Genomic DNA, 23,657 nt, shown 5'->3' with positions numbered 1-23,657 from the left:
GCCGGCACCTTCTCCCCGCAGGCGGGGGGAAGGGACGATGCTGCGCCCGTTCGCGTCCCCCACTCCAATCGGGGCCTACGTCATCATTCGGGACCTACGTCATAAAGAGGCGACCTCGCGAAGCGCCACGTCCCCTCGCCCCGCGAGCAGGGAGAGGGTTAGGGTGAGGGGCAGAGCCACAGTAACTGAAGGCCACGCATGATCGACAAGCTGGAAATGTTCCTCGTCCTTGCCCGTGAACGGCATTTTGGCCGTGCCGCGGAGGAATGCGGCGTGACGCAGCCGACGCTGTCTGCTGCCATCCGTCAGCTTGAGGATCAGCTCGGCGTCATGCTCGTCAGCCGCGGCTCGCGCTTCCAGGGGCTGACGCCGGAGGGGCAGCGCGTGCTCGAATGGGCGCGTCGGATCGTCGGCGATGCCCGCACCATGCGCGAGGAGATGCGGGCGGCGCGAAAAGGCCTTTCCGGCCACATCCGTCTGGCCGCGGTGCCGACGACGCTTGCGATGGTGCCGATGATCACAGCACCTTTCCAGGAAAAGCACCCTGACGTGACCTTCTCGGTCCTGTCCACCACCTCGCTGCAGATCCTGGCGCTGCTGGAAAACCTCGAGATCGACGCGGGCCTCACCTATCTGGAAAACGAGCCGCTCGGTCGGGTGACCAGCGTACCGTTGCAGGTGGAGCGCTATCACCTCGTCACGGCTGCCGGCACACCGCTTTCGGAGCGGGAAAGTGTTTCGTGGGAAGAGGTTAGCGACGTTCGGCTTTGTCTATTGACGGCCGACATGCAGAACCGGCGCATCATCAACCAGCATTTTTCAGAGGCCGGCGTCGTCGCCAAGCCGACGCTCGAATCGAACTCGATGATCGTGCTTTTCTCGCATGTGCGCACCGGCCGCTGGGCGAGCATCATGCCGTTCAACGTCGCGAAATCATTCGGTTTTCATGAAGACATCCGGATGATCCCGATCGTCGATCCGGATGCCCGCCACACCGTTGGCCTGGTTGCGACACACCGTGAGCCGTTTACGCCGCTCGTCTCTGCCTTGCTGCACGAGGCGCGCATTCTCGGCGAGCGGAATCAGGTTCAATAGATTTTTTCTATCGATCGACGGAACAGCCTTATTGACCCTCAGGGCCATAAGCGCGAAGCTTTTTGATCAAGGCCGAAGACCGCCGAGGAACGGCCTTCGTCATGAGATAAAAGTCGGCTGCACCGGTCGCCCGTTTCGGGCCTTGCCGTTTCAGCCCGCGAGCCGGGAGGGCTCCCGTTGAACATCCATAGACCGCGCACCGACATCGCGGAAACCACGCTCGCCATCGTCGAGGAGCTGAAAGCGCTCGAAGGGCCGCTGTTGCCGATCCTGCACGAGCTTCAGGAAGAATTCGGCTACGTGCCGCAGGACTGTCTTCCGGTCATCGCGCGGGAGCTCAACCTGTCGCGCGCCGAAGTCTACGGCGTGATGAGCTTCTACCATGACTTCCGCGAGCATCCGGCCGGCCGCCATGTGCTGAAGCTCTGTCGCGCCGAGGCTTGCCAGTCGATGGGGGGAGACCAGCTTGCTGAGCGCGCCAAGCGGTTGCTCGGCATCGATTTTCATCAGACGACCCCGGATGGAGCCGTGACGCTGGAGCCGGTCTACTGTCTCGGGCTCTGTTCCTGCGCACCCTCCGCCATGCTCGACGGAGAGGTGCATGCCCGGGTCGATGCCGCCGATCTCGAGGCGCTGGTTCAGGAGGCGCGGCGATGACCACGAAGATCTATATTCCACGGGACGCCGCGGCGATTGCGCTCGGTGCGGAAAAGGTCGTAACGGCGATGGCCGACGCGATCGCAGCCCGCCGCCTCGACGCGGTCATCGTACGCAATGGGTCTCGCGGCATGCACTGGCTGGAGCCGCTCGTCGAAGTGGAAACGGCCGAGGGGCGTGTCGCCTACGGTCCGGTCAAGGCGCGCGACGTTGCCTCCTTGCTTGACGCCGGGCTGCTCGACGGTGGCGATCACGCGCTCTGTCTCGGGAAGACCGAAGACATTCCCTTCCTCAAGCAGCAGACGCGACTGACCTTTGCCCGCTGCGGCGTCATCGATCCGCTGTCGCTGGACGACTACGAGGCCCATGGCGGGCTCGCGGGTCTGCGAAACGCCATTGCCATGGCACCGGAGGCGATCGTCGCGCAGGTGACCGAAAGCGGCCTTCGCGGCCGCGGCGGCGCCGGTTTTCCGACCGGCATCAAGTGGAAGACGGTTCTGGAAGCGGCGGGCGCGCGCAAATACATCGTCTGCAACGCCGACGAGGGCGATAGCGGCACCTTTGCCGACCGGATGATCATGGAGGGCGATCCCTTCGTGCTGATCGAGGGCATGGCGATTGCGGGCATTGCGACCGGCGCCACCAAGGGCTTCATCTACACCCGTTCCGAATATCCGCATGCGATCGCCGCCATGGCCGCGGCAATCGAGATCGCCCGCAAGGCGGGCGTGCTTGGGTCCTCGGTGCTCGGGTCGGGCCGCGCCTTCGACATGGAAGTGCGCGAGGGCGCAGGTGCCTATGTCTGCGGCGAGGAAACAGCGCTTCTGAACAGCCTTGAAGGCAAGCGCGGCATCGTGCGCGCCAAGCCGCCGCTGCCGGCCCACAAGGGCCTGTTCGACTGTCCGACCGTGATCAACAACGTGATCTCGCTCGCCTCCGTTCCCGTCATCATGGACAAGGGTGCCGCCTATTATCGTGACTTCGGCATGGGCCGGTCGCGCGGCACGATCCCGATCCAGATCGCCGGCAACGTCAAGCATACCGGCCTCTACGAAACCGCGTTTGGCCTCGCGCTCGGCGAGATCATCGATCACATCGGCGGCGGCACGGCGAGTGGGCGGCCGGTCAAGGCCGTGCAGGTCGGCGGTCCGCTCGGCGCCTATTTCCCGCGGGCGCTGTTCGACACGCCGTTCGACTATGAAGCCTTTGCGGCGCGTGACGGCCTCATCGGCCATGCCGGCATCGTCGTTTTCGACGATACCGTCGACATGCTGCACCAGGCGCGGTTCGCCATGGAGTTCTGTGCCGTCGAAAGCTGCGGCAAGTGCACGCCCTGCCGCATCGGCTCGACCCGCGGCGTCGAGGTGGCCGACAGGATCGCCGCCGGCATCGAGCCGGAAAAGAACCGCGAGCTGCTCGCTGATCTCTGCAACACCATGAAGTTCGGTTCGCTCTGCGCCCTCGGCGGCTTCACGCCCTATCCGGTCTTGAGCGCCATGACCCATTTCCCGGATGATTTTCAGCCGGCACCGCGCGTTGAAGCGGCGGAGTGAGGAAAAGACCATGTCTCTCATTCATGAAATCGACTACGGTACGCCCGCTTCGAAATCCGAAAAGCTGGTGATGCTGACGATCGACGGCCGCGAGGTCACCGTGCCCGAGGGCACTTCGATCATGCGGGCGGCGATGGACGCCGGCATCGAGGTGCCGAAACTCTGCGCCTCCGACATGATGGATGCCTTCGGCTCCTGCCGGCTCTGTCTCGTCGAGATCAAGGGCCGCAATGGGATGCCGGCCTCCTGCACGACGCCGGTTGCGGCCGGGATCGAGGTCTCCACCCAGACGCCGCGTCTGAAGGATGTGCGCCGCGGGGTGATGGAGCTTTATATCTCCGACCATCCGCTCGACTGTCTGACCTGTGCTGCCAACGGCGACTGCGAGCTCCAGGACATGGCCGGCGCCGTGGGCCTGCGCGATGTGCGTTACGGCTACGAGGGCGAGAACCACGTCAAGGCGCGCAACAATGGCGACATCAATGCCAAATGGCTGCCGAAGGACGAGTCCAACCCGTACTTCACCTATGACCCGGCGAAATGCATCGTCTGTTCGCGCTGCGTGCGCGCCTGCGAGGAAGTGCAGGGCACCTTCGCGCTGACGATCGGCGGCCGCGGTTTCGACAGCCGCGTGTCGGCCGGCATGGCGGAAGACTTCATGTCGTCGGAATGCGTCTCCTGCGGCGCCTGCGTCCAGGCCTGTCCGACGGCGACGCTCACCGAAAAGTCCGTCATCGAGATCGGCCAGCCGGAACATTCCGAGGTGACGACCTGCGCCTATTGCGGCGTCGGCTGCTCGTTCAAGGCGGAGATGCGTGGCGAAGAGCTGGTGCGCATGGTGCCGTGGAAGGACGGTCAGGCCAACCGCGGCCATTCCTGCGTCAAGGGGCGTTTCGCCTATGGCTATTCCAACCACAAGGATCGCATCCTCAACCCGATGATCCGCGAGAAGATCTCCGATCCCTGGCGCGAGGTCACCTGGGAAGAGGCCTACGCGCATGTGGCCGCCGAGTTCCGGCGGATCCAGTACCAGTACGGCCGCGAATCGGTCGGCGGCATCACCTCGTCGCGCTGCACGAATGAGGAGACCTATCTGGTGCAGAAGCTGGTGCGCGCCGGCTTCGGCAACAACAATGTCGACACCTGCGCCCGCGTCTGCCACTCGCCGACCGGCTACGGCCTCGGCCAGGCCTTCGGCACGTCTGCCGGCACCCAGAACTTCGACAGCGTCGAACATACTGACGTCGCCGTCATCATCGGCGCCAACCCGACGGATGGCCATCCGGTCTTCGGTTCGCGATTGAAGAAGCGCCTGCGCGAAGGGGCCAAGCTGATCGTGATCGATCCGCGCCGCACCGACATCGTGCGCTCGCCACATGTGGAAGCCGCCTATCACCTGCCGCTCAAGCCCGGCACCAACGTCGCGATCCTGACCGCGATCGCCCATGTGATCGTTACCGAAGGGCTCGCCAACGAAGCCTTCATTCGCGAGCGCTGCGACTGGTCGGAATACGAGGATTGGGCAGCTTTCGTCGCCGAGCCCTATCACAGCCCGGAGGCGACCGAAGCCTATACCGGCGTGCCTGCCGATCTGGTGCGCGGAGCGGCACGGCTCTATGCCACCGGCGGCAACGGCGCGATCTATTACGGTCTTGGCGTCACAGAGCATAGCCAGGGCTCAACCACGGTGATGGCGATCGCCAACCTCTCCATGGTCACCGGCAATATCGGCCGGCCGGGCGTCGGCGTGAACCCGCTGCGTGGCCAGAACAACGTGCAGGGCTCCTGCGACATGGGCTCGTTCCCGCACGAATTGCCGGGCTACCGCCACGTGTCCGACGATGCCACCCGCGAGACCTTCGAGAAGCTCTGGGGCGTCGAGATCTCCAACGAGCCCGGCCTGCGCATCCCCAACATGCTCGATGCCGCCGTCGACGGCACCTTCAAGGGCATCTACATCCAGGGCGAGGACATCCTGCAGTCGGATCCGGATACCAAGCATGTGGCCGCTGGCCTTGCCGCGATGGAATGCGTCGTCGTGCACGACCTCTTCCTCAACGAGACGGCCAACTACGCGCATGTGTTCCTGCCGGGTTCGACCTTCCTTGAGAAGGACGGCACCTTCACCAATGCCGAGCGCCGCATCAACCGGGTGCGCAAGGTGATGACGCCGAAGAACGGTTACGCCGACTGGGAGGTCACCCAGAAGCTGGCGCAGACCATGGGCCTCAAGTGGAACTATCGTCACCCGTCCGAGATCATGGACGAGATCGCCGCGACGACGCCGAGCTTCGCGCTGGTTTCCTACGACTATCTGGAGCAGATGGGTTCGGTGCAGTGGCCATGCAACGAGACGCATCCCGAGGGATCGCCGATCATGCATGTCGACGGCTTCGTGCGCGGCAAGGGCAAGTTCATCCGCACCGAATATGTCGCGACCGACGAGCGCACCGGTCCGCGCTTCCCGCTGTTGCTGACCACCGGCCGTATCCTCAGCCAGTACAATGTCGGCGCCCAGACACGGCGCACCGACAACGTGGTCTGGCATGCGGAGGACCGGCTGGAAATCCACCCGCATGACGCCGAACAGCGCGGCATCCGCGATGGCGACTGGATCCGGCTGGCAAGTCGTGCCGGCGAGACGACGCTTCGTTCGCTGATCACCGATCGCGTCGCGCCCGGCGTCGTCTACACCACCTTCCACCACCCGACGACGCAAGCCAACGTCATCACCACAGACTTCTCCGACTGGGCGACCAACTGCCCGGAATACAAGGTGACGGCGGTGCAGGTGATGCCGTCCAACGGGCCTTCGGACTGGCAGCAGGACTATGACGAGCAAGCGCGTCAGTCGCGCCGGATATCCGGCAAGCTGGAGGCGGCGGAGTAGCGCGTTATGACGTTGCGTACGCGGAGCCTAGCCCCCTCTGCCCTGCCGGGCATCTCCCCCACACGGGGGGAGATCGGCTGGGCGCAGCCGCTCGTGTCTCATTTGGCCCCGCGATTGGCGGTAGTTCGATCCCGTGATCTTGGGGCGCAGGAACCCCGCGATGCCGGCGCGGGAGGTCAGCACTGGCGGCCGCCCGGGTTGATCTCCCCCCTTGTGGGGGAGATGGCCGGCAGGCCAGAGGGGGGTAACCCGCTCTCAGCACGGCAAGGGGGCGCCCGGTGCCCAGCTACGCGATGACCAAGTTCAAGACCTCAAACACCGTCCCCGAGGCTGTCCGCCGCAACGGCGCGCTCCGTGAGGGCTCGCGGGCCGTGCCCGAGGAAACGCCGGTTGCCTTCTCCTATGGCGGTTCGACCCATGCGGTGATGATGGCGACACCGGGCGATCTCGAGGATTTTGCCGTCGGCTTCAGCCTGACCGAGGGCATCATCACCGAGCCCGCTCAAATCGAAACGGTCGAGATCGTGTCGGAGACGGTTGCCGGCCAACTTGGCATCGACCTGCAGATCGTGCTTGGCGACGAAGAGAATGACATGCTGCGCCAGCGCCGCCGGCATATGGCCGGCCCCGTTGGCTGTGGCCTTTGCGGCATCGAATCGATCGAGCAGGCGGTGCGGCCGACACCGGATGTTTCTGGCTCGACGCTGCGGCTCTCCGAAGAGGACGTGGTCTCGGCTGTGGCCCTGCTCAACGGCCAGCAGCCCTTGCATTTCGAGACGCGCGCCGTGCACGGCGCCGCCTTTTTTGTACCGGGCCGTGGCCTGATCGCGGTGCGCGAGGATGTCGGTCGCCACAATGCGCTCGACAAGCTGGTCGGTGCCGCTGCGCGCGCCGGCTTTAACGGCAGCGAGGGCGCCGTTGTCGTCACAAGCCGTGTGTCCGTCGAGATGGTGCAGAAGACGGCGGTCGTCGGCAGCCCCGTGATCATCGCCATCTCAGCGCCGACGGCCCTTGCCATCCGCACGGCGGACGCCGCGGGCATGACGCTGATTGCGCTGGTGCGCGGCGATGAATTCGAGATTTTCACCCATGCCGAACGCATCAAGTCCGGAGCTGTCGCCGATGTCGCATGACAACCCAAACGCCAAGTTGATCTACATGGCGAACCAGATCGCCACCTTCTTCAAGAGCCAGCCCGAAAGCGAGGCGGCGCAAGGCGTCGCCACCCATATCAACAAGTATTGGGAGCCGCGCATGCGGCGCAAACTGTTCGAGCATATCGACAAGGGGGGCCAGGGTCTGACGCCGCTGGTGCTCGAGGCGGCAGCGAAGATCAAGCGCCCAGAAGCCGCCTGAACGATCGCCCTTGCGTGACCTCGGGACCGCCAGGAAACGGCGGACCCGGAGACGGAGCTCCGCGTCAGGCATTCACGAAACATCTCACAAAAATTAAGGGAAGGCGGCTACCGGTAGCCGCCTTCCCCATTCCCGAGCGCGGGGTGCAGGGATGTGCGCTCAGAAATTCTGCCAGCCGTCTGCGGCCGGTGCCGCGGCAGCCGTCGTTCGCCCACCGCTGCGCATGGCGCGGGCGGTTGCCTGCAGCCGGGCCGGCTGTGTTCGATCTTCGAAGTGGCGGTTGGCGTCGATGACCTGGGCCTGCTCGCCGTAGCGGAACTGCCGGAGCAATTCGTGCAGGGCTTCGGCCTCGCGGGCCATGGCGTGGCTTGCGGCGGTGCTTTCTTCGACCATGGCAGCGTTCTGCTGGGTCGCCTGGTCCATCGAGTTGACCGCCTGGTTGATTTCCTTGAGGCCGGTCGATTGTTCGCGGGCGGCCTCGACGATCGCCGAGACGTTGGCGTTGATCTCCTGCACCTGGGTGAGGATTTCTTCGAGCGCCTGCCCCGTCTGGCCGACGAGCGACACGCCATTCTTCACGTGTTCGGTCGACGTGCCGATCAGCGCCTTGATGTCCTTGGCCGCACTCGCTGATCGCTGCGCCAGTTCGCGCACTTCCTGGGCGACGACCGCGAAGCCTTTGCCCGCTTCACCGGCGCGCGCCGCCTCGACCCCGGCGTTCAGCGCCAGGAGGTTGGTCTGGAAGGCGATGTCGTCGATGACGCCGATGATGTTGGAGATTTCCCGCGACGACTGCTCGATCTGGTCCATGGCGCCGATGGCGCTCTTGACGACATTGCCGGAGCGTTCGGCGCCGGCCTTGGTCTTGGCGACCAGCCCGCCAGCCTCTTCGGCCCGCCGGCTCGAATCCGACACCGTCGTGGTGATCTCGTCGAGTGCTGCTGCCGTCTCCTCGACGGAGGCCGCCTGTTGTTCGGTCCGCTTCGACAGGTCGTCGGCGGCCGAGCGGATCTCGCGGGCGCCGGAGGCGATTGCGGTTGCGTTTTCGCCAACCGTGCGCATGGCGTCGCAGAGCTTGCCGATGGCGCCGTTGAAATCGGCCCGCACCGCTTCCATGCTCGGCACGAACGGCGTTTCCAGGGTGCGCGTCAGGTCACCTGCCGCGAGTGCCTGCAGGCCGGCGCCGAGGCTTTTGATCGCGCTCATGCGCTCGCTGACGTCGGTTGCGAACTTCACGACCTTGTAGACCTTGCCGCTCAAATCCCGGATCGGGTTGTAGGCCGCCTGGATCCAGATCTCCTTGCCGCCCTTGCCGTAGCGCACGAACTCGTTGGAGAAGTATTCGCCGGCGGCGAGACGCTTCCAGAAGTCGGCATATTCGCCGCTGCGGGCATAGGTCGGCTCGCAGAACATGCTGTGGTGCTTGCCCTGGATCTCGGCGAGGCTGTAGCCGAGTGCGGCACAGAAGTTTTCGTTGGCGGTCAGGATTTCGCCTGTCGGCGTGAACTCGATCATCGCCTGCGAACGGGAGATGGCGTCGAGTTTGCCGGCATCCTCAGCGGCCTTCATTTTGGCCGCGGTGATGTCGCTGGCAAGCTTCACGACCTTGAACGGCTTGCCGTTGCGAAGAACCGGATTGTAGGTCGCCTGGATCCAGATTTCGCGCCCGCCCTTGGCGACACGCTTGTAGGCGTTGGCGTCGAACTCGCCGCGGCCGAGGCGCGCCCAGAAGTCACGGTACTCCGGCGTCTGGGCATAATCGGCGGAACAGAACATGCGGTGATGCTGGCCGACGATCTCCTGGAGGCCATAGCCAAGCGCCTGGCAGAAATTTTCGTTTGCGGTCAGGATATTGCCGGTCAGGTCGAACTGAATGATGGCCTGCGACTTCGAAAGTGCGGCGACGATCTGGCTCGTGTCTGCAATTTTTCCGAGAGCGAACATTGTAACCCTCTGATCTCGTTTGTTTGGCTCACGCCGGGGCGTTATGCCTTGCCTGACAGGGTTTGCGGGGCCAAAGCGGCGCAATTCCCGGACTAAGACAAATACCGGCCTGCCGAAAATTGTCTGGTCGTCCTACGCCGGCCCACCGGGTCAGCGCCTTCGTGCTTCGTAAGGGGAGTTCGAACTGCCGGGCTTCATGCCCGTGGCGCCGTGTTGATACAATTTACGTTAGTGGTATGACTATTAAGCAGGTGTTAAAATAGCAACTATCAAATATCAGTTGTAAAAACTCATATATCCAATTTGAGTTGAATTAGTTTCTCCTGTTTTTCTAAAGTAATGCCCGTTGATTGGGCAAATAACCAACAAAACAGGCAACAAAAAAGCCGCCCAACGGGAACGTCGGGCGGCTAGTGAATGTTACGGGTCTGCTGCCTTAGGCGGCCAATTCCTCGACCTCGCGCTCCTTGAACATGCGCGCGAGGTTCAGGAAGCAGATCATCCCGTTCTCGTTGGCGATGATGCCTTCGGCGAAGCTCTTGTCGAAGGAGGCCGTCACTTCCGGCACCGGCTGCACCTGGCTGCCTTGAACCGTGAGGATGTCGGAGACGCGGTCGACGACAAGGCCGATCACCATGTTGTGCACTTCGGCGACCACGATGGCGCTGCGCTCATTGGCCGTCGTCGACTTCATGCCGAGCTTATGGGCAAGGTCGATGATCGGGATGACCGTTCCACGCAGGTTCATGACGCCGATCACTTCCGGCGGCGAGTGCGGGATCGGGGTCGACGGCGCCCAGCCGCGGATTTCGCGGATCGTCGTCGTCTTGACGCAAAATTCCTGGTCGTGCAGGCGGAACGCAATGATTTCCAGCGTCTCGCCGTCGAAACCGGCCGTTCTGAGTGTGCTTGTCATCGAAGGTCCTTCCAGCTTTCCGGTCGCAGCCGACGGGCGCGACATCGCCAAACTCGAGATATCTCCGCTCGGAGCGTCGGCGCCATGGTGCGCGACCGAAAATCCGTTCGGGAGAGATCCTTACAATCCGCCGATCACATCCGGCAGGGCGCAGCTGCATCATGCGCGGAAGAACCGCTTTGCGCTTTGGGGAGACACTATAGGCCGGGATTCGTTAAGACTTGCTTTTGTAAGCACCAGCATGCGGAGCCAGCCAAGGCGCTGAGACGCTGAGGCGCTTCGGGCGGGGCGGCCGTCGCCGTCGCCGCGTTCCCGCGGTGCGACACGGTGCAAAAAAAACCGCCCCAGGGTGGCCCGGGGCGGATCTGAAATCGGGGTCGAGACGGGATCAGGCCGAGGCGAGCACGTCTGCGAACTGTTCGACGGCCCAATCGACCTGAGCGGCGGTGATTACCAGCGGCGGAGCGATGCGGATGGTGTCGCCATGGGTGTCCTTGGCGAGGATGCCGCGCTCCTTCAGGGCCTCGCAGTACTTGCGGGCGCCGCCGGCCTCCGGAACCAGCTCCACGGCAAGCATCAGCCCACGGCCGCGCACGTCCTTGATGATGTTGGAGCGGATGTCCGTAAGCCCCTTCTGGAAGCGGGCACCCATCTCGGCCGAGTTTTCAATCATGCCTTCTTCGGTCAGCGCCTTCAGCGCCGCGCGGGCGATGGCGCAGGCAAGCGGGTTGCCGCCGAAGGTCGAGCCATGCTGGCCGGGCTTCAGAACACCCAGAACTTCGGAGTTCGAAAGCACGGCCGAAACCGGGTAGAAGCCGCCCGACAGCGCCTTGCCGATCAAGGTCACGTCGGCTTCGATTGCCTCGTGTTCCTCGGCAAGCAGCTTGCCGGTGCGGCCGAGGCCGGTCTGGATCTCGTCGAGGATCAGCGTGATCCCATGCTTGGTGCAGAGCTCGCGGACGGTCGTGAAGTAACCGACCGGCGGGACGATGACACCGGCTTCGCCCTGGATCGGCTCGACCAGGAAGGCGACAGTGTTTTCGTTGATCGCGGCGCGGAAGGCGTCGATGTCGCCGAAGGGCACGACCCGGAAACCCGGTGCGAACGGGCCGAAGCCGGTACGGGCGTCGGGATCGGTCGAGAAGCCGACGATGCCCATGGTGCGGCCGTGGAAGTTGTTGGAGCAGACGATGATCTCGGCCTTGTTCTCGGCGACGCCCTTGACCTCGTAGCCCCATTTGCGCACCGCCTTGACGGCGGTCTCGACGGCCTCGGCGCCCGAGTTCATCGGCAGCACCTTGTGCGAGCCGGTGAGCGCCGCGATCTCTTCGTAGAAATGCGCCAGCTGGTCGTTGCGGAATGCGCGCGAGGTGAGCGTCAGCTTCTGCGCCTGCTCCATCATCGCCTGCAAGATCTTCGGATGGCAGTGGCCCTGGTTGACGGCGGAATAGGCCGAGAGACAATCGAGGTAGCGATTGCCCTCCATGTCCCAGACATAGACGCCTTCGCCGCGCGAGAGCACCACGTCGAGCGGCTTGTAGTTATGGGCGCCGAGCCGGTATTCGGTTTCGATCAGGGCTGCCGTCGTGTTCATATATGGTCCTCCAGTGTTTTCTCTCTCAAGCGCTGCGGGTCGGCCGGTCGAGAACGCGGCGACCGAAGAGGCTTGCCGTAAGTTCGACCAGGATCCGGGCGCTCTTGCCGCGATCGTCGAGGAAGGGATTGAGCTCGACGACGTCGAGCGCGGATACGAGCCCGCTCTCCCAGAGCATTTCCATGATCAGGTGGGCTTCGCGGAAGGTCGCGCCACCCGGAACGGTGGTGCCGACGCCGGGTGCCAGTTCCGGATCCATGAAATCGACATCGAGGCTGACATGCAGCAGGCCGTTGGCGGCGCGAACCTCGTCGAGGATCTGGCGCATGATGTGCGCCATGCCGAGCTCGTCGACGGCGCGCATGTCATAGACGCGTACGCCATGCTCGGTGATCTCTTCGCGCTCGCGGTCGTCGACCGAGCGGATGCCGACCTGGAACACCCTGGTCGGATCGACCAGCGGGCGGTCGGACGGCAGGATCGGCGCGAATTCGGCCTGGCCGCAGAAGAAGGCGACCGGCATGCCGTGCATGTTGCCGGACGGCGAGGTCTCGGGCGAATTGAAGTCGGCATGGGCATCGAGCCAGAGCACGAAGAGCGGCCGGCCGACGTCGGCGGCGTAGCGCGCCATGCCGGAAACGCTGCCCATGGAAAGCGCGTGGTCGCCGCCGAGAATGATGGGGAAGTGGCCCTTGCGCACCGTGTCGTGCACGGAATCGTGCAGCGCGCGGGCAAAGGCTGCGACGATCTGCAGGTTGTTGGCGCCCGCATGGTTGGCAAGGTCACGGGCCGGAAGCGGCTTGACGTCCCCGTCGTCGTGAACCGTGTGGCCAAGGTCGCGCAGAACCGTGTCGATGCCGGCGATGCGGAGCGCTGCCGGCCCCATGGCCGCGCCGCGTCGTCCGGAACCTTCCTCGATGGGTGCGCCGATCAGAGTGATGGTCGTCATGACAGCCCGATTCCTTCTTAAGATAAATCTGTTTGCCCAGATTGGGATTGCGCGGATTATGGCGAAAATGCGCGTCACCAAAAAGATGGAAAACTGCCGATTAGTGAGTTAAAATCGACAGATTGATAAGCACGATATTACAAAGTGACAGCCAGATGGATGATCTCGATCAGGCGCTGATCAGCGCCCTGCGCCAGAATGCGCGCATCCCCGTTTCAACGCTATCGGAAATGACAGGCGTGTCGCGCGCGACAGTCGCCGCCCGCATCGACAGGCTTGTCGCAAACGGCACCATCGCTGCCTTCACCATCCGAACCGGCGCTGAAATTCCGGCGTCGGGCGTGCGCGCCGTCGTCATGATCGAGGTGCACGGCAAGATGGCCGATCGCGTCGCCGAGCAATTGCGCGGCCTGCCGCAGGTCCGGGCGCTGCACAGCACCAACGGCCGCTGGGACTTCATCGCCGAACTCGAGGACCGCGACCTCGTCTCCTTCGACGAGACGCTGCGGCGCATTCGGCTGATTGACGGGATCACCGTGACGGAGACCAATATTCTGTTGAAAACCAGTAAGATGACCGGTGCGTTCTAGCCCAGTCGGGTGCCGCACGTCGACGGGGAAATCGCTGCAATGAGTCGATTTGTTCTTGATTTGTTCCGATGTTTGGCTATGATGACCACCTCACCCAAGATGGAGGATGTCATGGTTGCCAATGGCGGCAGGCTTGCCGATCGGCAAATCTGCGTGAAGCTGTTTGTCAGGCATGGCGACGAGGATCGCGCCATCGCCTTTTACCGGGAAGCGCTCGGGGCCGAGCTCCTGCAACGGCACGAATGGCCGAGCGGAATTCTGACAAGTGCGGATCTCAGGATCGGGGACTCGGTCTTCCGCATTGCCGGAGCCAACCCGCGGCGTGATGCCGAACCCAGGCTCGGCGGGCCGCGCTCTCCGCACGCGCTCGGTACGACAGCGGTCATCCTGGAACTGCACGTGCGTGACGTCGATCGTGTGATCGGTCGGGCGATCGGGGCCGGCGCAAGCCTTCGCAATGCGGCGGAAACGCTGTCGACGGGCGACCGCGTCGGCGCCTTCATCGATCCCTTCGGCCACATCTGGGCGCTGTTCAACGCGCTGGAGGAAGCCGATATTGTCGATCTGAGCATCGAGGCCCGCAATGCCGCTTAAGGCGTTGCGGGCCTTTCTCCATCGGCCGCCATCAGACGAGGGACTTGGTCGCCGCGGCGGATCAGAAAAACTCGTCGAGCAGGCAGTAGAAGTCGCGCCTTTGCGGCTCATCCCTGTCGATGCCATAGAGCTTCAGAAACGGCGAAACCCATTCCTCTCCAAGATTATGGGCGATGCTGCGGCAGGCGAGCGCCAGGTCCTGATAGGGATCGGCGACGCCCAGCCGGCTGCAATCGATGAAGCCGGCGAAACGGCCATTCTTTTCGATGATGTTCGGCAGGCATGCGTCGCCATGGGTGACGACGCGTCGGCGTTCCGGCGGAACGCGGGTTTCCAGTTCGAGAAGAAGGTCGGCGGCCGTGCGGCCGAGCCGCGCCTCGTCGAAGTCGCTCTCGTCGATCAGGCCGGCCCGGGTGCGGGCCCTGGCGATGATGATGCGTTTGTCGATGCCATGATCGAAGGGGCAATCTGCTTCGTCAAGGGCGTGCAGCCGTTTGAGGGCGCCGGCCAGGATGGCGATCTGTTGCGCCGGCGACAGCGTGGTCGATGCAAGGTCGGTGCCCTCGATCGCCTGCAAGAGCAACCAGTTCGTTTCCGAACCGAAGAGGCGGGCAAGGACGGTTGGGCATGCAACGCCTTGCGATGCCAGCCAATCGAGACGAACGGCTTCGTCCGGCAGTTCGGCGAAAGGGCTGCCGGCTTCGATCTTCAGGACCAGCATCGGTCGCTCTGCGTGCTTCAGCAGATAGTTGCTGGATTGCGACTGGCCGAGGCTGTCGCGGCTCCACTGATAACCGGCAACGTGGGCAAGGAACGGCTCTGGTAATTCGATCTTGGGAATTCGCGAGGGCAAGGCAATCACCTGAAACAAGACTGAAAAAATGAGACGCGTGTGCGCGACCGAGTGGCGATGTAGGTCCGGCCCTCCGGCAATTCCATGTCGGTGATGCTGCCGTGTATGCGACTTTGCGGCACAGCCGTTCGATCGCGGCGTCTCTTCGTCGGATCCCGATCAAGCCTTCACAAAGGCGGCCTGAGGCTGAGACGGATTGCGCGCCGGGACGATGGCGTCAGCTCGCGCCAACAAAAAAGGGCCCGCGGATCGGTCCGCGAGCCCGTTGGTCTATGACGGACCTGAAAGGCCGGTGCCTGTGGCGCGTCAGTATTCCTTTTCGAAGAAGATACCGCCCGCGGCCGAGCCGTCGCCGGCGGCCGAGCCCTTGAGCTTCACGCCCTTGCCGACATCGAGATTGATGACCGCCTTGCTCGAGGCGGAATCGGAGCCTTGTTGCAGCTCGATATAGGTCCGGTCGTTCAGGTATTTGCCGGCGCGCACGGAGGCTCCTCCGTTCTCGTCGGTGGTGACATCGAGATCGTCGACGCCCAGCTTGTTGCGCAGGCCGTCGAGCAGCGACGTCGAACCGCCACCGGCCAGTTGGCTGACGGCAGACGCGAGCTGGGCGATCTGGAATGCCGAGAGGTTCGACAGCGACCGGTTGAAGATCAACTGCGCCAGGATTTCGTCCTGCGGCAGCGCCGGCGACGACGAGAAGCCGATCTGCGGATTGTTGGCGAGGCCCGCGACCGAGACGGTGATCGTGGTCGCACCGACGCTTGAGGTCGCCTTGAGATCAAGCGTCGGAATCAGGTCGCCGCCGAAGCCGATGTTGCCGTCGGTGAAGGTCAGGCGCTTGCCGAGGATTTCGAGGCGGCCGCGGCGCATTTCGAAGCCGCCGGAGATGATCGGCTGCACGGCGGTGCCACGGATCGTCAGGTCGCCGCCGAGTTCTGCGTCGATACCACGGCCGCGCACGAAGATCTGGTGGGCGTTGACACCGAGATCGAAGGCGATGACGCCACTCGCATTGGCGCCGGCGGCCGGCGTCTCGTCCTTGCGCAGGTCCTTGACCATCTTCTGCACCTTGGGTGGCGCATTCTTGTGCTTGATGTCGATGGCCGACAGCGAGGTCGGGAGTTTTTCCGGAATGGTGATCGAGGCCTTGCGGATCGTCACCTTGCCGCCGAGCGTCGGGGTCGCGACCAGCGGGCCGGTCAGCGTCATCTCGCCGGCGAGATTGGCGTTGAACAGCGTGCCGTCGACGTAGGTTGCATTGTTGAGCTTGATCGTCAGATTGGCCGGGAAACCGGAGCCCGGCACCGTGCCGACGGTGCCGCTTGCCTCAACCGAGCCACCGGTTGCAAGGTTTGCCGAGAGCTTCGAGATCGTCGCCTGCTTGCCGTCGAGCGCGACATTGGCGGTCAAGTTGTTGAGCGCCAGGTTGCGACGCACGTCGACGAGGCGACCGCCCGAGGTGGTGATGGTGCCGGCGATCTGCGGCGCCTTGGCCGAGCCGGAAATGGCGACATCGACAGTCGCCTGGCCGGTCAGCGTGAAGCCTTGTTGCGCCATCAGATTGGCGATGAGCGCAAAGGGAACATTACCGTTGAACCTCATCGCGATCGGCATGTTGCCGCCGATATCGACGTTGCCGCCGCCCTTGAAGGCAAGGCCCCCGGCACCGGCGAGCGTCGTGTCGAGCGTCACGCGGTTGTTGGCAAACTTGCCGTTGGCCGTGATGTCGAAGGCGGCGACACCGGCGGTGCGGGCGGCAGCGAGCGAGGCACCGGACCATTTGAGGTCGTAGGCGACAACAGGCGCGGACGCCGTGCCATCGACATCGACGGTGCCCGCGATCGTGCCATCCGCACCGAGATCCGGCGCAAAGGCATTGACCAGGGCTGCCGGAAGCGCGTTCAGCTTGGCGGTGATATCGAGCTTTTCACCCGCGGTACCATTGACGGCGATGGTGCCCTTCGATGCCTGGATCGTCAGAGCGTTGAGACGGACGGTGCCGTTTTCGATCGCGACGACCGTCGGCTGGGCGAGCTTCAGCGGAATGCCCTTCGGCGTTGCCCCGAAGGAGGACAGGCGGATCTCGGTGCGGCCCTTGGCACTGGTCAGGTCGCCTTTGGCCGAAAGCGGGCCGCCGTCATATTTTCCGTCGATGGCAAAGCCGGTGCGACCGGCCTGCTGTTCGAAGTTGACGGCAAGGCCAGAGACACGATTTTCGCCTTGCGCGACGGTCTCGGCGCGCACGCTGCCCTTGATGGCAAGCGCTGCAATGTCGGAGATCGTGATGTCGGCGGTCGGCTTGGAAATCGTCAGGGCATCGCGCTTGATGCCGCTGCCGCCGGCCTTGACGACGACGGAGGTGACGCCGTTCGCGGTCTTGACCACCGCGGAACCCTTGAGGTCGCCCGAGGCCTTCTGTCCGGCCATGGCGGCCAGAAGGCCGAGATCGGGCAGGTCGAAATCGATGGTGCCATCAGGCTTGAAATCGGGCGTGAAGCTGACGGATCCGTTGAGCCTGTTCTCGCCGATCTTGGCTTCGAGCACCGGTACCGAGGTGCGGCCGTCCTTGGAAACGACGTCGGCCTTGACGTCGATCGCCTGGCCGTCAAGCGCACCGGTCGCCGTCAGGCTCGCCTGCGGGCTCGACGGATTGGCTTTCGCGTCGGCCTTGACCGTGAGGTCACTGAGCGTGCGTCCGGCAAGCGTCGCGCCGCTCGATGTGAGTTCAGCCTTGATGCCGAGCTCTGCGAGCGGCCCTGTAACGGCTGCGGTAAAATCGGCCTTGCCCTTGGCGTCGGCAAGCAGACGGGCGAGATCGGGCAGGGTGCCCTTGAGATCGGCGGTCAGGTTGCCGGCGGACAAGGCAACGGCGCCAGTCGCTTCGATGGTGCTCGATTTGAGTTCGAGCCCGTCGACGCTTACGCTGCCGTCGCTCGCGGTCTTCACATTGCCGGCAATGGCGATGGTACCTTCGAACTTCTCGGCGGCCGCCGGTGGCAAAGCGGCAGGAATGGCGAAGAGCTTGAAGGCGGCTGAAAGCGCGTTCTCGTCGCGATAGAAGGCGCCCGTGACCGATCCGCCAACGCCGGGGCTTTCGATCGTCACCGGATTGAAGGCGATATTTTCCCTTGTCACCGAAAGGGTGGCATCCACTTTCAGCGGGGCCTGGATCGCACGAGCGAGATTGGCATCGTTGAAGCCGGCTTCGCGCGCTTCGATAATGGTTCTGAGCGGCCCGGACTGTCCTTGAAGGTTAAAGCCATCGCTCCTGGCCGAAAGCCTGACGCCGCCAAGGGTCATATCCGGCACCGACACGGACGCGAGGTCCGCCGCGATATCCAGTATGGCCGCGTGCGCTTCGCCGATCAGCGACAGGTTGACGGTGTTGATCTGCGCGCGCGCCTCGCCTTTTTCGAGCGGCCAGCGGAAATCGATCGCCCCATCGGTGCCGGCGAGCCTTGCCTGCAGGTTGTTGTCGCCCTTGCTGTCAAAGGTGCCGAAGGCGCCGAAGGTCAGCGCACCGGTTCGGATCTGTCCCTTGTCGACGCGCACAAGCCCCTGGCCGTTGAACGAGGCGGCAATGTCCATGCTGGTCTGGCCATCGAACATCGGTCGCAAGGCCGGCGGCATGAGGGAGCCGAAGCCGCCGCCGCCATTAACGGTCAGCCGGTGCATGCCATCGGGTGTCTGCACGTGGCGGCCGTCGAGCTTGAGGATCTCGCTACCGTCGAGGGCGGCCGTCGCGGTGCCGGCCCAGTCGGAAAGCGGTCCTTCGCCGGTGACCTTGACGTTGACCGCCGGTTCGTTCGGCAGGCGCAGGAGTTTCGCGAGCACGCCATTTGAGGGCTCGTCGACGGTGGCCTCGAGCTTGAGTTCGTTGCCCGCCGGATTGAAGACGATGTCGGCCACGGCGCGGGCGTCCGGCCGGTCGCGCTGGGCCGCGGTCAGGGCAAGGGCGATGCTCTCGTTCGTGGCGTTCACCTTGCCGCTCGCCGTCAGGAACTGGTCCTCGCCGGCAATCGCCTTGCCGATCACGATCTCCTTGAGGTCGATCGCATCGATCTTGACGTCGACAGGCAGCACGAAGGTCGACCGGACTTCCTTGGTCTCGGTCGAGGGTATTGGCAGCCGCTCGACGCGCACCATGCCCGCGGAAATCGCGGCTGCATCGAAGCGCATGGTGAGAAGAGCTCTGGGCGACCAGTCGAGCTTGAGGTCGCGCACCTCGGCATAGACACCTTCGCCATCGAACAGCGTGATGCTTCCGGCCGTAAATTCCCCGGTCAAGAGCGCGCTCGGATCGGCGATCCGCACGATCTGGTCGGGCGTTGCCGCATATTTCTCGATCGCCCAGGCGACGACCCTCGCGCCGGGTGTGGTGAAGCCGACGAAGGCGACGAGAAGGAGGGCAACGACCGCAATCACGCCAAGCACACGGAGGCCATAGCGCAGCGTCGTGCGAAGGAAGCGGACGACCTGATTCATGCCTTACCCATAACGCAAGTTGCTCCCAAGCGGAATCGCCGTGGGCAGAAACTATCCGGCAATGACGGCGATTTGCCGGTTTTGGCCGAAGAAGCGGTCCTGATCAGAACGATTGCCCGATACCGGCATAGATGCCGTACTTGGTGCCGCCGGGATATTTGTTGAGCGGCACGGCGAAGTCGAGCCGGATCGGCCCGAAGGGGGTCTGATAGCGAAGGCCGATGCCGGCGCCCGCGCGGATGTCGGAGAAATCGGGTGTCGTCTTCGCCGAGACCGTGCCGGCGTCGATGAAGGGAACGACGCCGATCGTGTCGGTGACGGCGATGCGGGCTTCGAGCGATGCGTTAACGTAGGAGCGGCCGCCGGTCTCCTCATTGTCGGAATTGCGCGGGCCGATCTCCTGGTAGGAGTAGCCGCGCACCGAACCGCCGCCGCCGAGATAGAACCGGCGGTTCGCCGGGATATCTTCGAGCCCGCTGCCGCCGACGAGCATGCCCGCACCGATCTTGCCGGCAAGAACGAAGCGCTTTTCGTCGCCGAGCGCATGGTAACCGGACGCCGACGCCTCGAAGGACGAGAAGAAGGTCTGGCCCTTGATCTCGTAGCTCGGCTTGGCGTTGATCATCGCCCGGTAGCCTTCGGAAGCGTTCAGCTTGTCGTTGCGGGTGTCGCGCACATATTCGAGCGGAATGGCGGCGGTCAGATAGGAGTTCGAGCCAAAGGCGTCGTCGATGTTGGCCCAGCTGAGCTCGCCGCCGCCGGAGAACGTATCGGTATCCGAGAGCTCGAAGGTGGCGCCCGCCGCAGCCGTCAGGATCTTGGCGCGGTAGGCGTCGGGATCCTGGATGTTGGCCTTGAGACTGGCGGTGAAGGTCGAGGCGGGACCGAAGGCGCCGGGCTTGGCAAAGAGGATGCCGACCGAGTAGTCGAGCTTGTCCAGTTCCTTGGTCTCGCCGATGCGATCGACCGAACCTTCGATGCGCAGCGATTCAGCGCGGCCGAAGAGATTGCGGTGCCCCCAATAGCCCGAGAGACCGAGGCCATCGGTGGTCGACACTTGGGCGCCGAAACCGAAATACTTGTGCTTGCCCTCTGAGACCTCGATCTTCATCGGCAGCGATCCGTCCGGCGAAAGCGCGTTGGCTTCCTTGATGGTGACGCTCGAAAATACGCCGAGCTGGCGCAGCCGTTCGGATGCCTTGCGAATGTCCTCAGGCGAATAGGGCCGGCCTTCGTTCAGCCGCGAATAATCACGCACGAAGCCCGGGTCGACGGTTTTCGTGCCGCCGACCGTGACCTCGCCGACGGGGGCAACCGGTCCGCCGCTGGCGCCGATGACGATGTCGACGGTGGAGTTGGCGTGGTTGGCGACAGCGCTGCGCTCGGTCAGCTTGGCCAGCGGGCGGCCCTGCTCGCGCAGGTCGTTCACGACCTTTTCGCCGGCCTTGATGATCAGCGTCGAGTCGGCGCGCGCGCCCGCGGGCAGACCATAGTCGTCCGGATTGAAGCCGGCCGCATCGCCTTCGAACTTGACCGAACCGACCTTGAAGACAGGTCCCGGCGTCACGGTAACAGTGACCGGGATCGGCTTTCCGTCCGGAAACGAGGGATCCGGCGGCAGGCTGTCGATGTCCTGACCGTTGATGCGAATGGCGATGGTGCCGCCGTAGCGGGCCTTTTCATAGAGTGCTGCGAGCAGCCGGTCGCGGTCATCGCGCGCGCGGATCGCCAGGCCGAGATCGCCGGAGACGGGCTTCTCCTGCCCCTGGACCAGCTGCGAGGCGTTCTCCAGTGCTTCCTTCAGTTCCTTGTCTTCGGTGCCGTCGTCAAAGGTCAGCGTGTAGTTGACGGGGTCGATGACCTGCGCCTCTTCCTCGTCGCTTTCGAAGAATTTCATGCCGAAGAGCTTGAAGGCATGGGCCTTTCCGGCGGAAATCGGGCCAAGCGCGCACGAAAAGGCAACAGCAAACGCAGTCGCTGCCTTCCAGTACGCAATACTCGACCGTGGTGGGGACATTCGCTTCCGCATCCCGTCTTCAGGCGACCCAATACAAACTGCCTGCTTATGCGGCCGGGTCACTATCGCATGCCTAAGGTTTTCCATCTGTTAACGATGACGGCCTGGATCATCCACCCCCGATGCCGAGATTCCGTGCCGATTTCTTCGAAAAAGCGCGGGAATGTTGTCAAGGCAGCACAACAATCGGCACCAGAACGGTGGCGACGCGTCACGCGCGCCGCCGCTTTTGCGGTTTTTTTGGCCACGCCCGTTGCGCCCTTTTCCGGGCTCAAGCGGTCTCCGGCAGAGCGCGCAGGTGCGGCACGCGCGAAACGATGATGACGAGAAACTGGATGAGGAAACCAAGGCCTGCGACCGCGAGGCAGGCTTCGACGCCGAAACGGGTGGCAACAAGCGCCCCAACCGCCGCCCCGATCGGACGCGCGCCGAACGTCGCCGTCGTGACGAAGGCGGACACCCGGCCGAGCATGGCGTTCGGCGTGACTGCCTGCCGAAGCGTGAGGGTGGCGATCGACCAGAGCACCGGCCCTGCGCCGAACAGAAAGAAGCTCAATCCTGCAAGGATGCCCAACGGCGTCCAGATCGTCGCGAGCATGACCAGGGCTGCCGCGAGGCCGCCGAGCGGGCCAAGCACGATCATCGCACCGAACGGGATCCGGCGCGCGATGGCCGGGGCGGCAAGGGCCCCAACCATCATGCCGGCGCCATAGATGCCGAGCGTGACGCCGACGCCCGTGGCGCTCAGGCCGAGGTTTTGAATGGCGTAGGCGACGTAGACGGCCTGCAGCACGAACCAAGACGTGTTGAAGACGACGGCCGTGACGAGGATCGGCCTCAGCAGCGGATGGCCGGCAAGGAAACGCGCGCCCTCGGCCAGATCATGAAGCAGCCTGCGCCTTGTCGGGGCGGATCGGGATGGGTCGCCAAGGCCGGCAAGCAGCATGACCGCAAGAACAGAAAGCGCTGTTGCGGCGACATAGGCGAGCGATGCGCCCGTCAAGGCGACGATGGTGCCGCCGATCGCAGGCCCGCCGGAATAGGCAAGGCTGCGGGCAAGTTCCAGCCAGCGGTTGGCGTCGGACAGCTGGTGGCGGGGCACGATCGCCGGCACCAGGGCGGGGGCCGCGACGTTGTAGCAAACCGTGCCGATCGCTCCGATGAAACCCATGACCGCGAGAAGCGGCAGGTTCAAGACCCCGCCGATCATCAGCAGGAGGGTAGCTGCGAGCGATGCTGTACGCAGCATTTCCGAGGAGATCATCAGCCTCAGCCGCGACGCGCGATCGGCAACGAGACCGGCGGGAATGGACAACAGCAGAAAGGGAAGTGTCTGGGCCATCTGCAGCCAGCCGGTTTCCGCCGGGCCGGCAGAGAGCAGGAGGACGGCGGCGAGCGGCGCTGCGGCAAGCGCCATCTGCTCGGAAAACTGGGCAGACAGGTTGGACCAGCCGATCCGCTTGAAGGCCGGCGGCAGTTTTTCTTCTGGTAACGTCGACATGGAGAGGACCTCGAACACGGTTTGTCGAATCCAGCAGAAAGGAATGCGCCATCGGCCGCCACCCGATTCCGGCGCTTGGCCGAAGGCGTTGTGTTTTCCGGATCAAGCATTGCGGCAACGAAAAACCCCCTCGCGGCCGTCAGCCGGGAGGGGGTGATTTCGCGCCGACCCACGGTGCGGCTCATGCCGCCACCGGGGTGGACCGCCCGTCGCTTAGCGCGGGCAGGAGTCGATGTAGCGGCGGCCGTAGCGGTCGCGGTAGTAGCACTGGCCCGGCTGTTCGGTGACATTGCCGATGACCGCACCGGAAACGCCGCCGATGGCCGCGCCGACCGCTGCGCCACGGACGTCGCCGGTGACCGCGCCGCCGATGATCGCGCCGGAAACGGCACCGATGCCGGCGCCTTTTTCCGTCTGGGTGCAGCTTGCGACCGCCAGGGCGACCAGCACAAGTGCGATGGCTTTCTTCATGTTGTTCTCTCCGATGTCTACGGATCTCAAGCCTGTCGCTCGGTCCGTCCCGTGGATGATGGCGAAGCCGGGCACATCCCGCTCCACCTGAACTTGCAAACCGGAAAATACGCCGCGTCCCGCGAAAGTCTACCGGGGTCCCGGCGGTTTCTTCCCGCGTGCAAGATAAGGATATCGTTCCTGAACGGGACA

General features: G+C 64.1%; 17 protein-coding genes and 1 pseudogene. 8 read left to right on the top strand and 10 right to left on the bottom strand.

Translation table 11 applies throughout. The features are described 5' to 3' along the window. The first annotated feature begins 198 nt into the window (after window positions 1–198). From VGO12_RS03710 to VGO12_RS03685, 6 genes are all read left to right on the top strand, one after another. Window positions 199–1,095: a LysR family transcriptional regulator gene (locus tag VGO12_RS03710; RefSeq protein WP_327511382.1), complete on the top strand. Its 897-nt coding sequence runs from the start codon at window positions 199–201 to the stop codon at window positions 1,093–1,095. 177 nt (window positions 1,096–1,272) lie between these two features. Then, window positions 1,273–1,752 (top strand): formate dehydrogenase subunit gamma, encoded by a 480-nt coding sequence (locus VGO12_RS03705; RefSeq protein ID WP_327511381.1) that lies wholly within the window; start codon window positions 1,273–1,275, stop codon window positions 1,750–1,752. After that, complete coding sequence (locus VGO12_RS03700) at window positions 1,749–3,305, top strand: NADH-quinone oxidoreductase subunit NuoF (RefSeq protein ID WP_327511380.1); 1,557 nt, start codon at window positions 1,749–1,751, stop codon at window positions 3,303–3,305. Before VGO12_RS03705 ends, VGO12_RS03700 begins: the two co-directional genes overlap by 4 nt. A gap of 10 nt (window positions 3,306–3,315) precedes the next feature. Continuing rightward, window positions 3,316–6,195 carry a formate dehydrogenase subunit alpha gene (gene fdhF / locus VGO12_RS03695; RefSeq protein WP_327511379.1) on the top strand — a complete coding sequence of 960 codons (2,880 nt, stop codon included), beginning with the start codon at window positions 3,316–3,318 and terminating at the stop codon, window positions 6,193–6,195. A gap of 293 nt (window positions 6,196–6,488) precedes the next feature. Continuing rightward, window positions 6,489–7,328: a formate dehydrogenase accessory sulfurtransferase FdhD gene (gene fdhD, locus VGO12_RS03690; RefSeq protein WP_327511412.1), complete on the top strand. Its 840-nt coding sequence runs from the start codon at window positions 6,489–6,491 to the stop codon at window positions 7,326–7,328. Next, window positions 7,318–7,551 carry a formate dehydrogenase subunit delta gene (locus tag VGO12_RS03685; protein ID WP_327511378.1) on the top strand — a complete coding sequence of 78 codons (234 nt, stop codon included), beginning with the start codon at window positions 7,318–7,320 and terminating at the stop codon, window positions 7,549–7,551. Before fdhD ends, VGO12_RS03685 begins: the two co-directional genes overlap by 11 nt. A gap of 159 nt (window positions 7,552–7,710) precedes the next feature. Here VGO12_RS03685 and VGO12_RS03680 read toward each other — a convergent pair whose 3' ends face one another. The 4 genes from VGO12_RS03680 to rocF form a co-directional block, all read right to left on the bottom strand. Continuing rightward, window positions 7,711–9,495, bottom strand: coding sequence for a PAS domain-containing methyl-accepting chemotaxis protein (locus VGO12_RS03680; RefSeq protein ID WP_327511377.1), 1,785 nt, complete (start codon window positions 9,493–9,495; stop codon window positions 7,711–7,713). Window positions 9,496–9,931: 436 nt separating this feature from the next. Beyond that, window positions 9,932–10,411 carry a chemotaxis protein CheW gene (locus VGO12_RS03675; RefSeq protein ID WP_057255050.1) on the bottom strand — a complete coding sequence of 160 codons (480 nt, stop codon included), beginning with the start codon at window positions 10,409–10,411 and terminating at the stop codon, window positions 9,932–9,934. A gap of 388 nt (window positions 10,412–10,799) precedes the next feature. Further along, a complete protein-coding gene (gene rocD, locus VGO12_RS03670) occupies window positions 10,800–12,005 on the bottom strand; it encodes an ornithine--oxo-acid transaminase (protein WP_327511376.1) in 1,206 nt (401 codons plus the stop codon). A gap of 25 nt (window positions 12,006–12,030) precedes the next feature. Continuing rightward, complete coding sequence (rocF, locus tag VGO12_RS03665) at window positions 12,031–12,954, bottom strand: arginase (protein WP_327511375.1); 924 nt, start codon at window positions 12,952–12,954, stop codon at window positions 12,031–12,033. Between the two features lie 155 nt (window positions 12,955–13,109). Between rocF and VGO12_RS03660 the strand changes: the two genes are divergently transcribed. Continuing rightward, window positions 13,110–13,544 carry an Lrp/AsnC family transcriptional regulator gene (locus VGO12_RS03660; protein WP_173517699.1) on the top strand — a complete coding sequence of 145 codons (435 nt, stop codon included), beginning with the start codon at window positions 13,110–13,112 and terminating at the stop codon, window positions 13,542–13,544. Between the two features lie 111 nt (window positions 13,545–13,655). Further along, window positions 13,656–14,138 carry a VOC family protein gene (locus VGO12_RS03655; RefSeq protein WP_327511411.1) on the top strand — a complete coding sequence of 161 codons (483 nt, stop codon included), beginning with the start codon at window positions 13,656–13,658 and terminating at the stop codon, window positions 14,136–14,138. 61 nt (window positions 14,139–14,199) lie between these two features. On the opposite strand, the gene VGO12_RS03650 is transcribed toward VGO12_RS03655, so the two are convergent. From VGO12_RS03650 to VGO12_RS03625, 6 genes and pseudogenes are all read right to left on the bottom strand, one after another. Continuing rightward, the gene (locus tag VGO12_RS03650) at window positions 14,200–14,991 is read right to left on the bottom strand and encodes an APH(3') family aminoglycoside O-phosphotransferase (protein WP_327511374.1); all 792 of its coding nucleotides are present in this window, start codon (window positions 14,989–14,991) and stop codon (window positions 14,200–14,202) included. A 306-nt stretch (window positions 14,992–15,297) separates the two neighbouring features. Then, a pseudogene (locus tag VGO12_RS03645) lies at window positions 15,298–18,099 on the bottom strand (translocation/assembly module TamB domain-containing protein); the annotation flags it as partial. A gap of 1,480 nt (window positions 18,100–19,579) precedes the next feature. Continuing rightward, the gene (locus tag VGO12_RS03640; protein WP_327511372.1) at window positions 19,580–21,493 is read right to left on the bottom strand and encodes an autotransporter assembly complex family protein; all 1,914 of its coding nucleotides are present in this window, start codon (window positions 21,491–21,493) and stop codon (window positions 19,580–19,582) included. 62 nt (window positions 21,494–21,555) lie between these two features. Continuing rightward, entirely contained in the window at window positions 21,556–21,768 is a 213-nt protein-coding gene (locus tag VGO12_RS03635) for a hypothetical protein (RefSeq protein ID WP_327511371.1), read from the bottom strand. Next, window positions 21,765–22,994 carry an MFS transporter gene (locus VGO12_RS03630; RefSeq protein WP_327511370.1) on the bottom strand — a complete coding sequence of 410 codons (1,230 nt, stop codon included), beginning with the start codon at window positions 22,992–22,994 and terminating at the stop codon, window positions 21,765–21,767. The genes VGO12_RS03635 and VGO12_RS03630 overlap by 4 nt, the downstream gene beginning before the upstream one ends. Before the next feature lie 213 nt (window positions 22,995–23,207). Continuing rightward, window positions 23,208–23,465, bottom strand: coding sequence for a glycine zipper domain-containing protein (locus VGO12_RS03625; RefSeq protein ID WP_034802400.1), 258 nt, complete (start codon window positions 23,463–23,465; stop codon window positions 23,208–23,210). Window positions 23,466–23,657 lie beyond the last annotated feature (192 nt).

The organism is Ensifer sp. (assembly GCF_035999135.1).
Classification (GTDB): domain Bacteria; phylum Pseudomonadota; class Alphaproteobacteria; order Rhizobiales; family Rhizobiaceae; genus Ensifer.
This window is presented reverse-complemented; position numbering and strand designations above follow the sequence as displayed.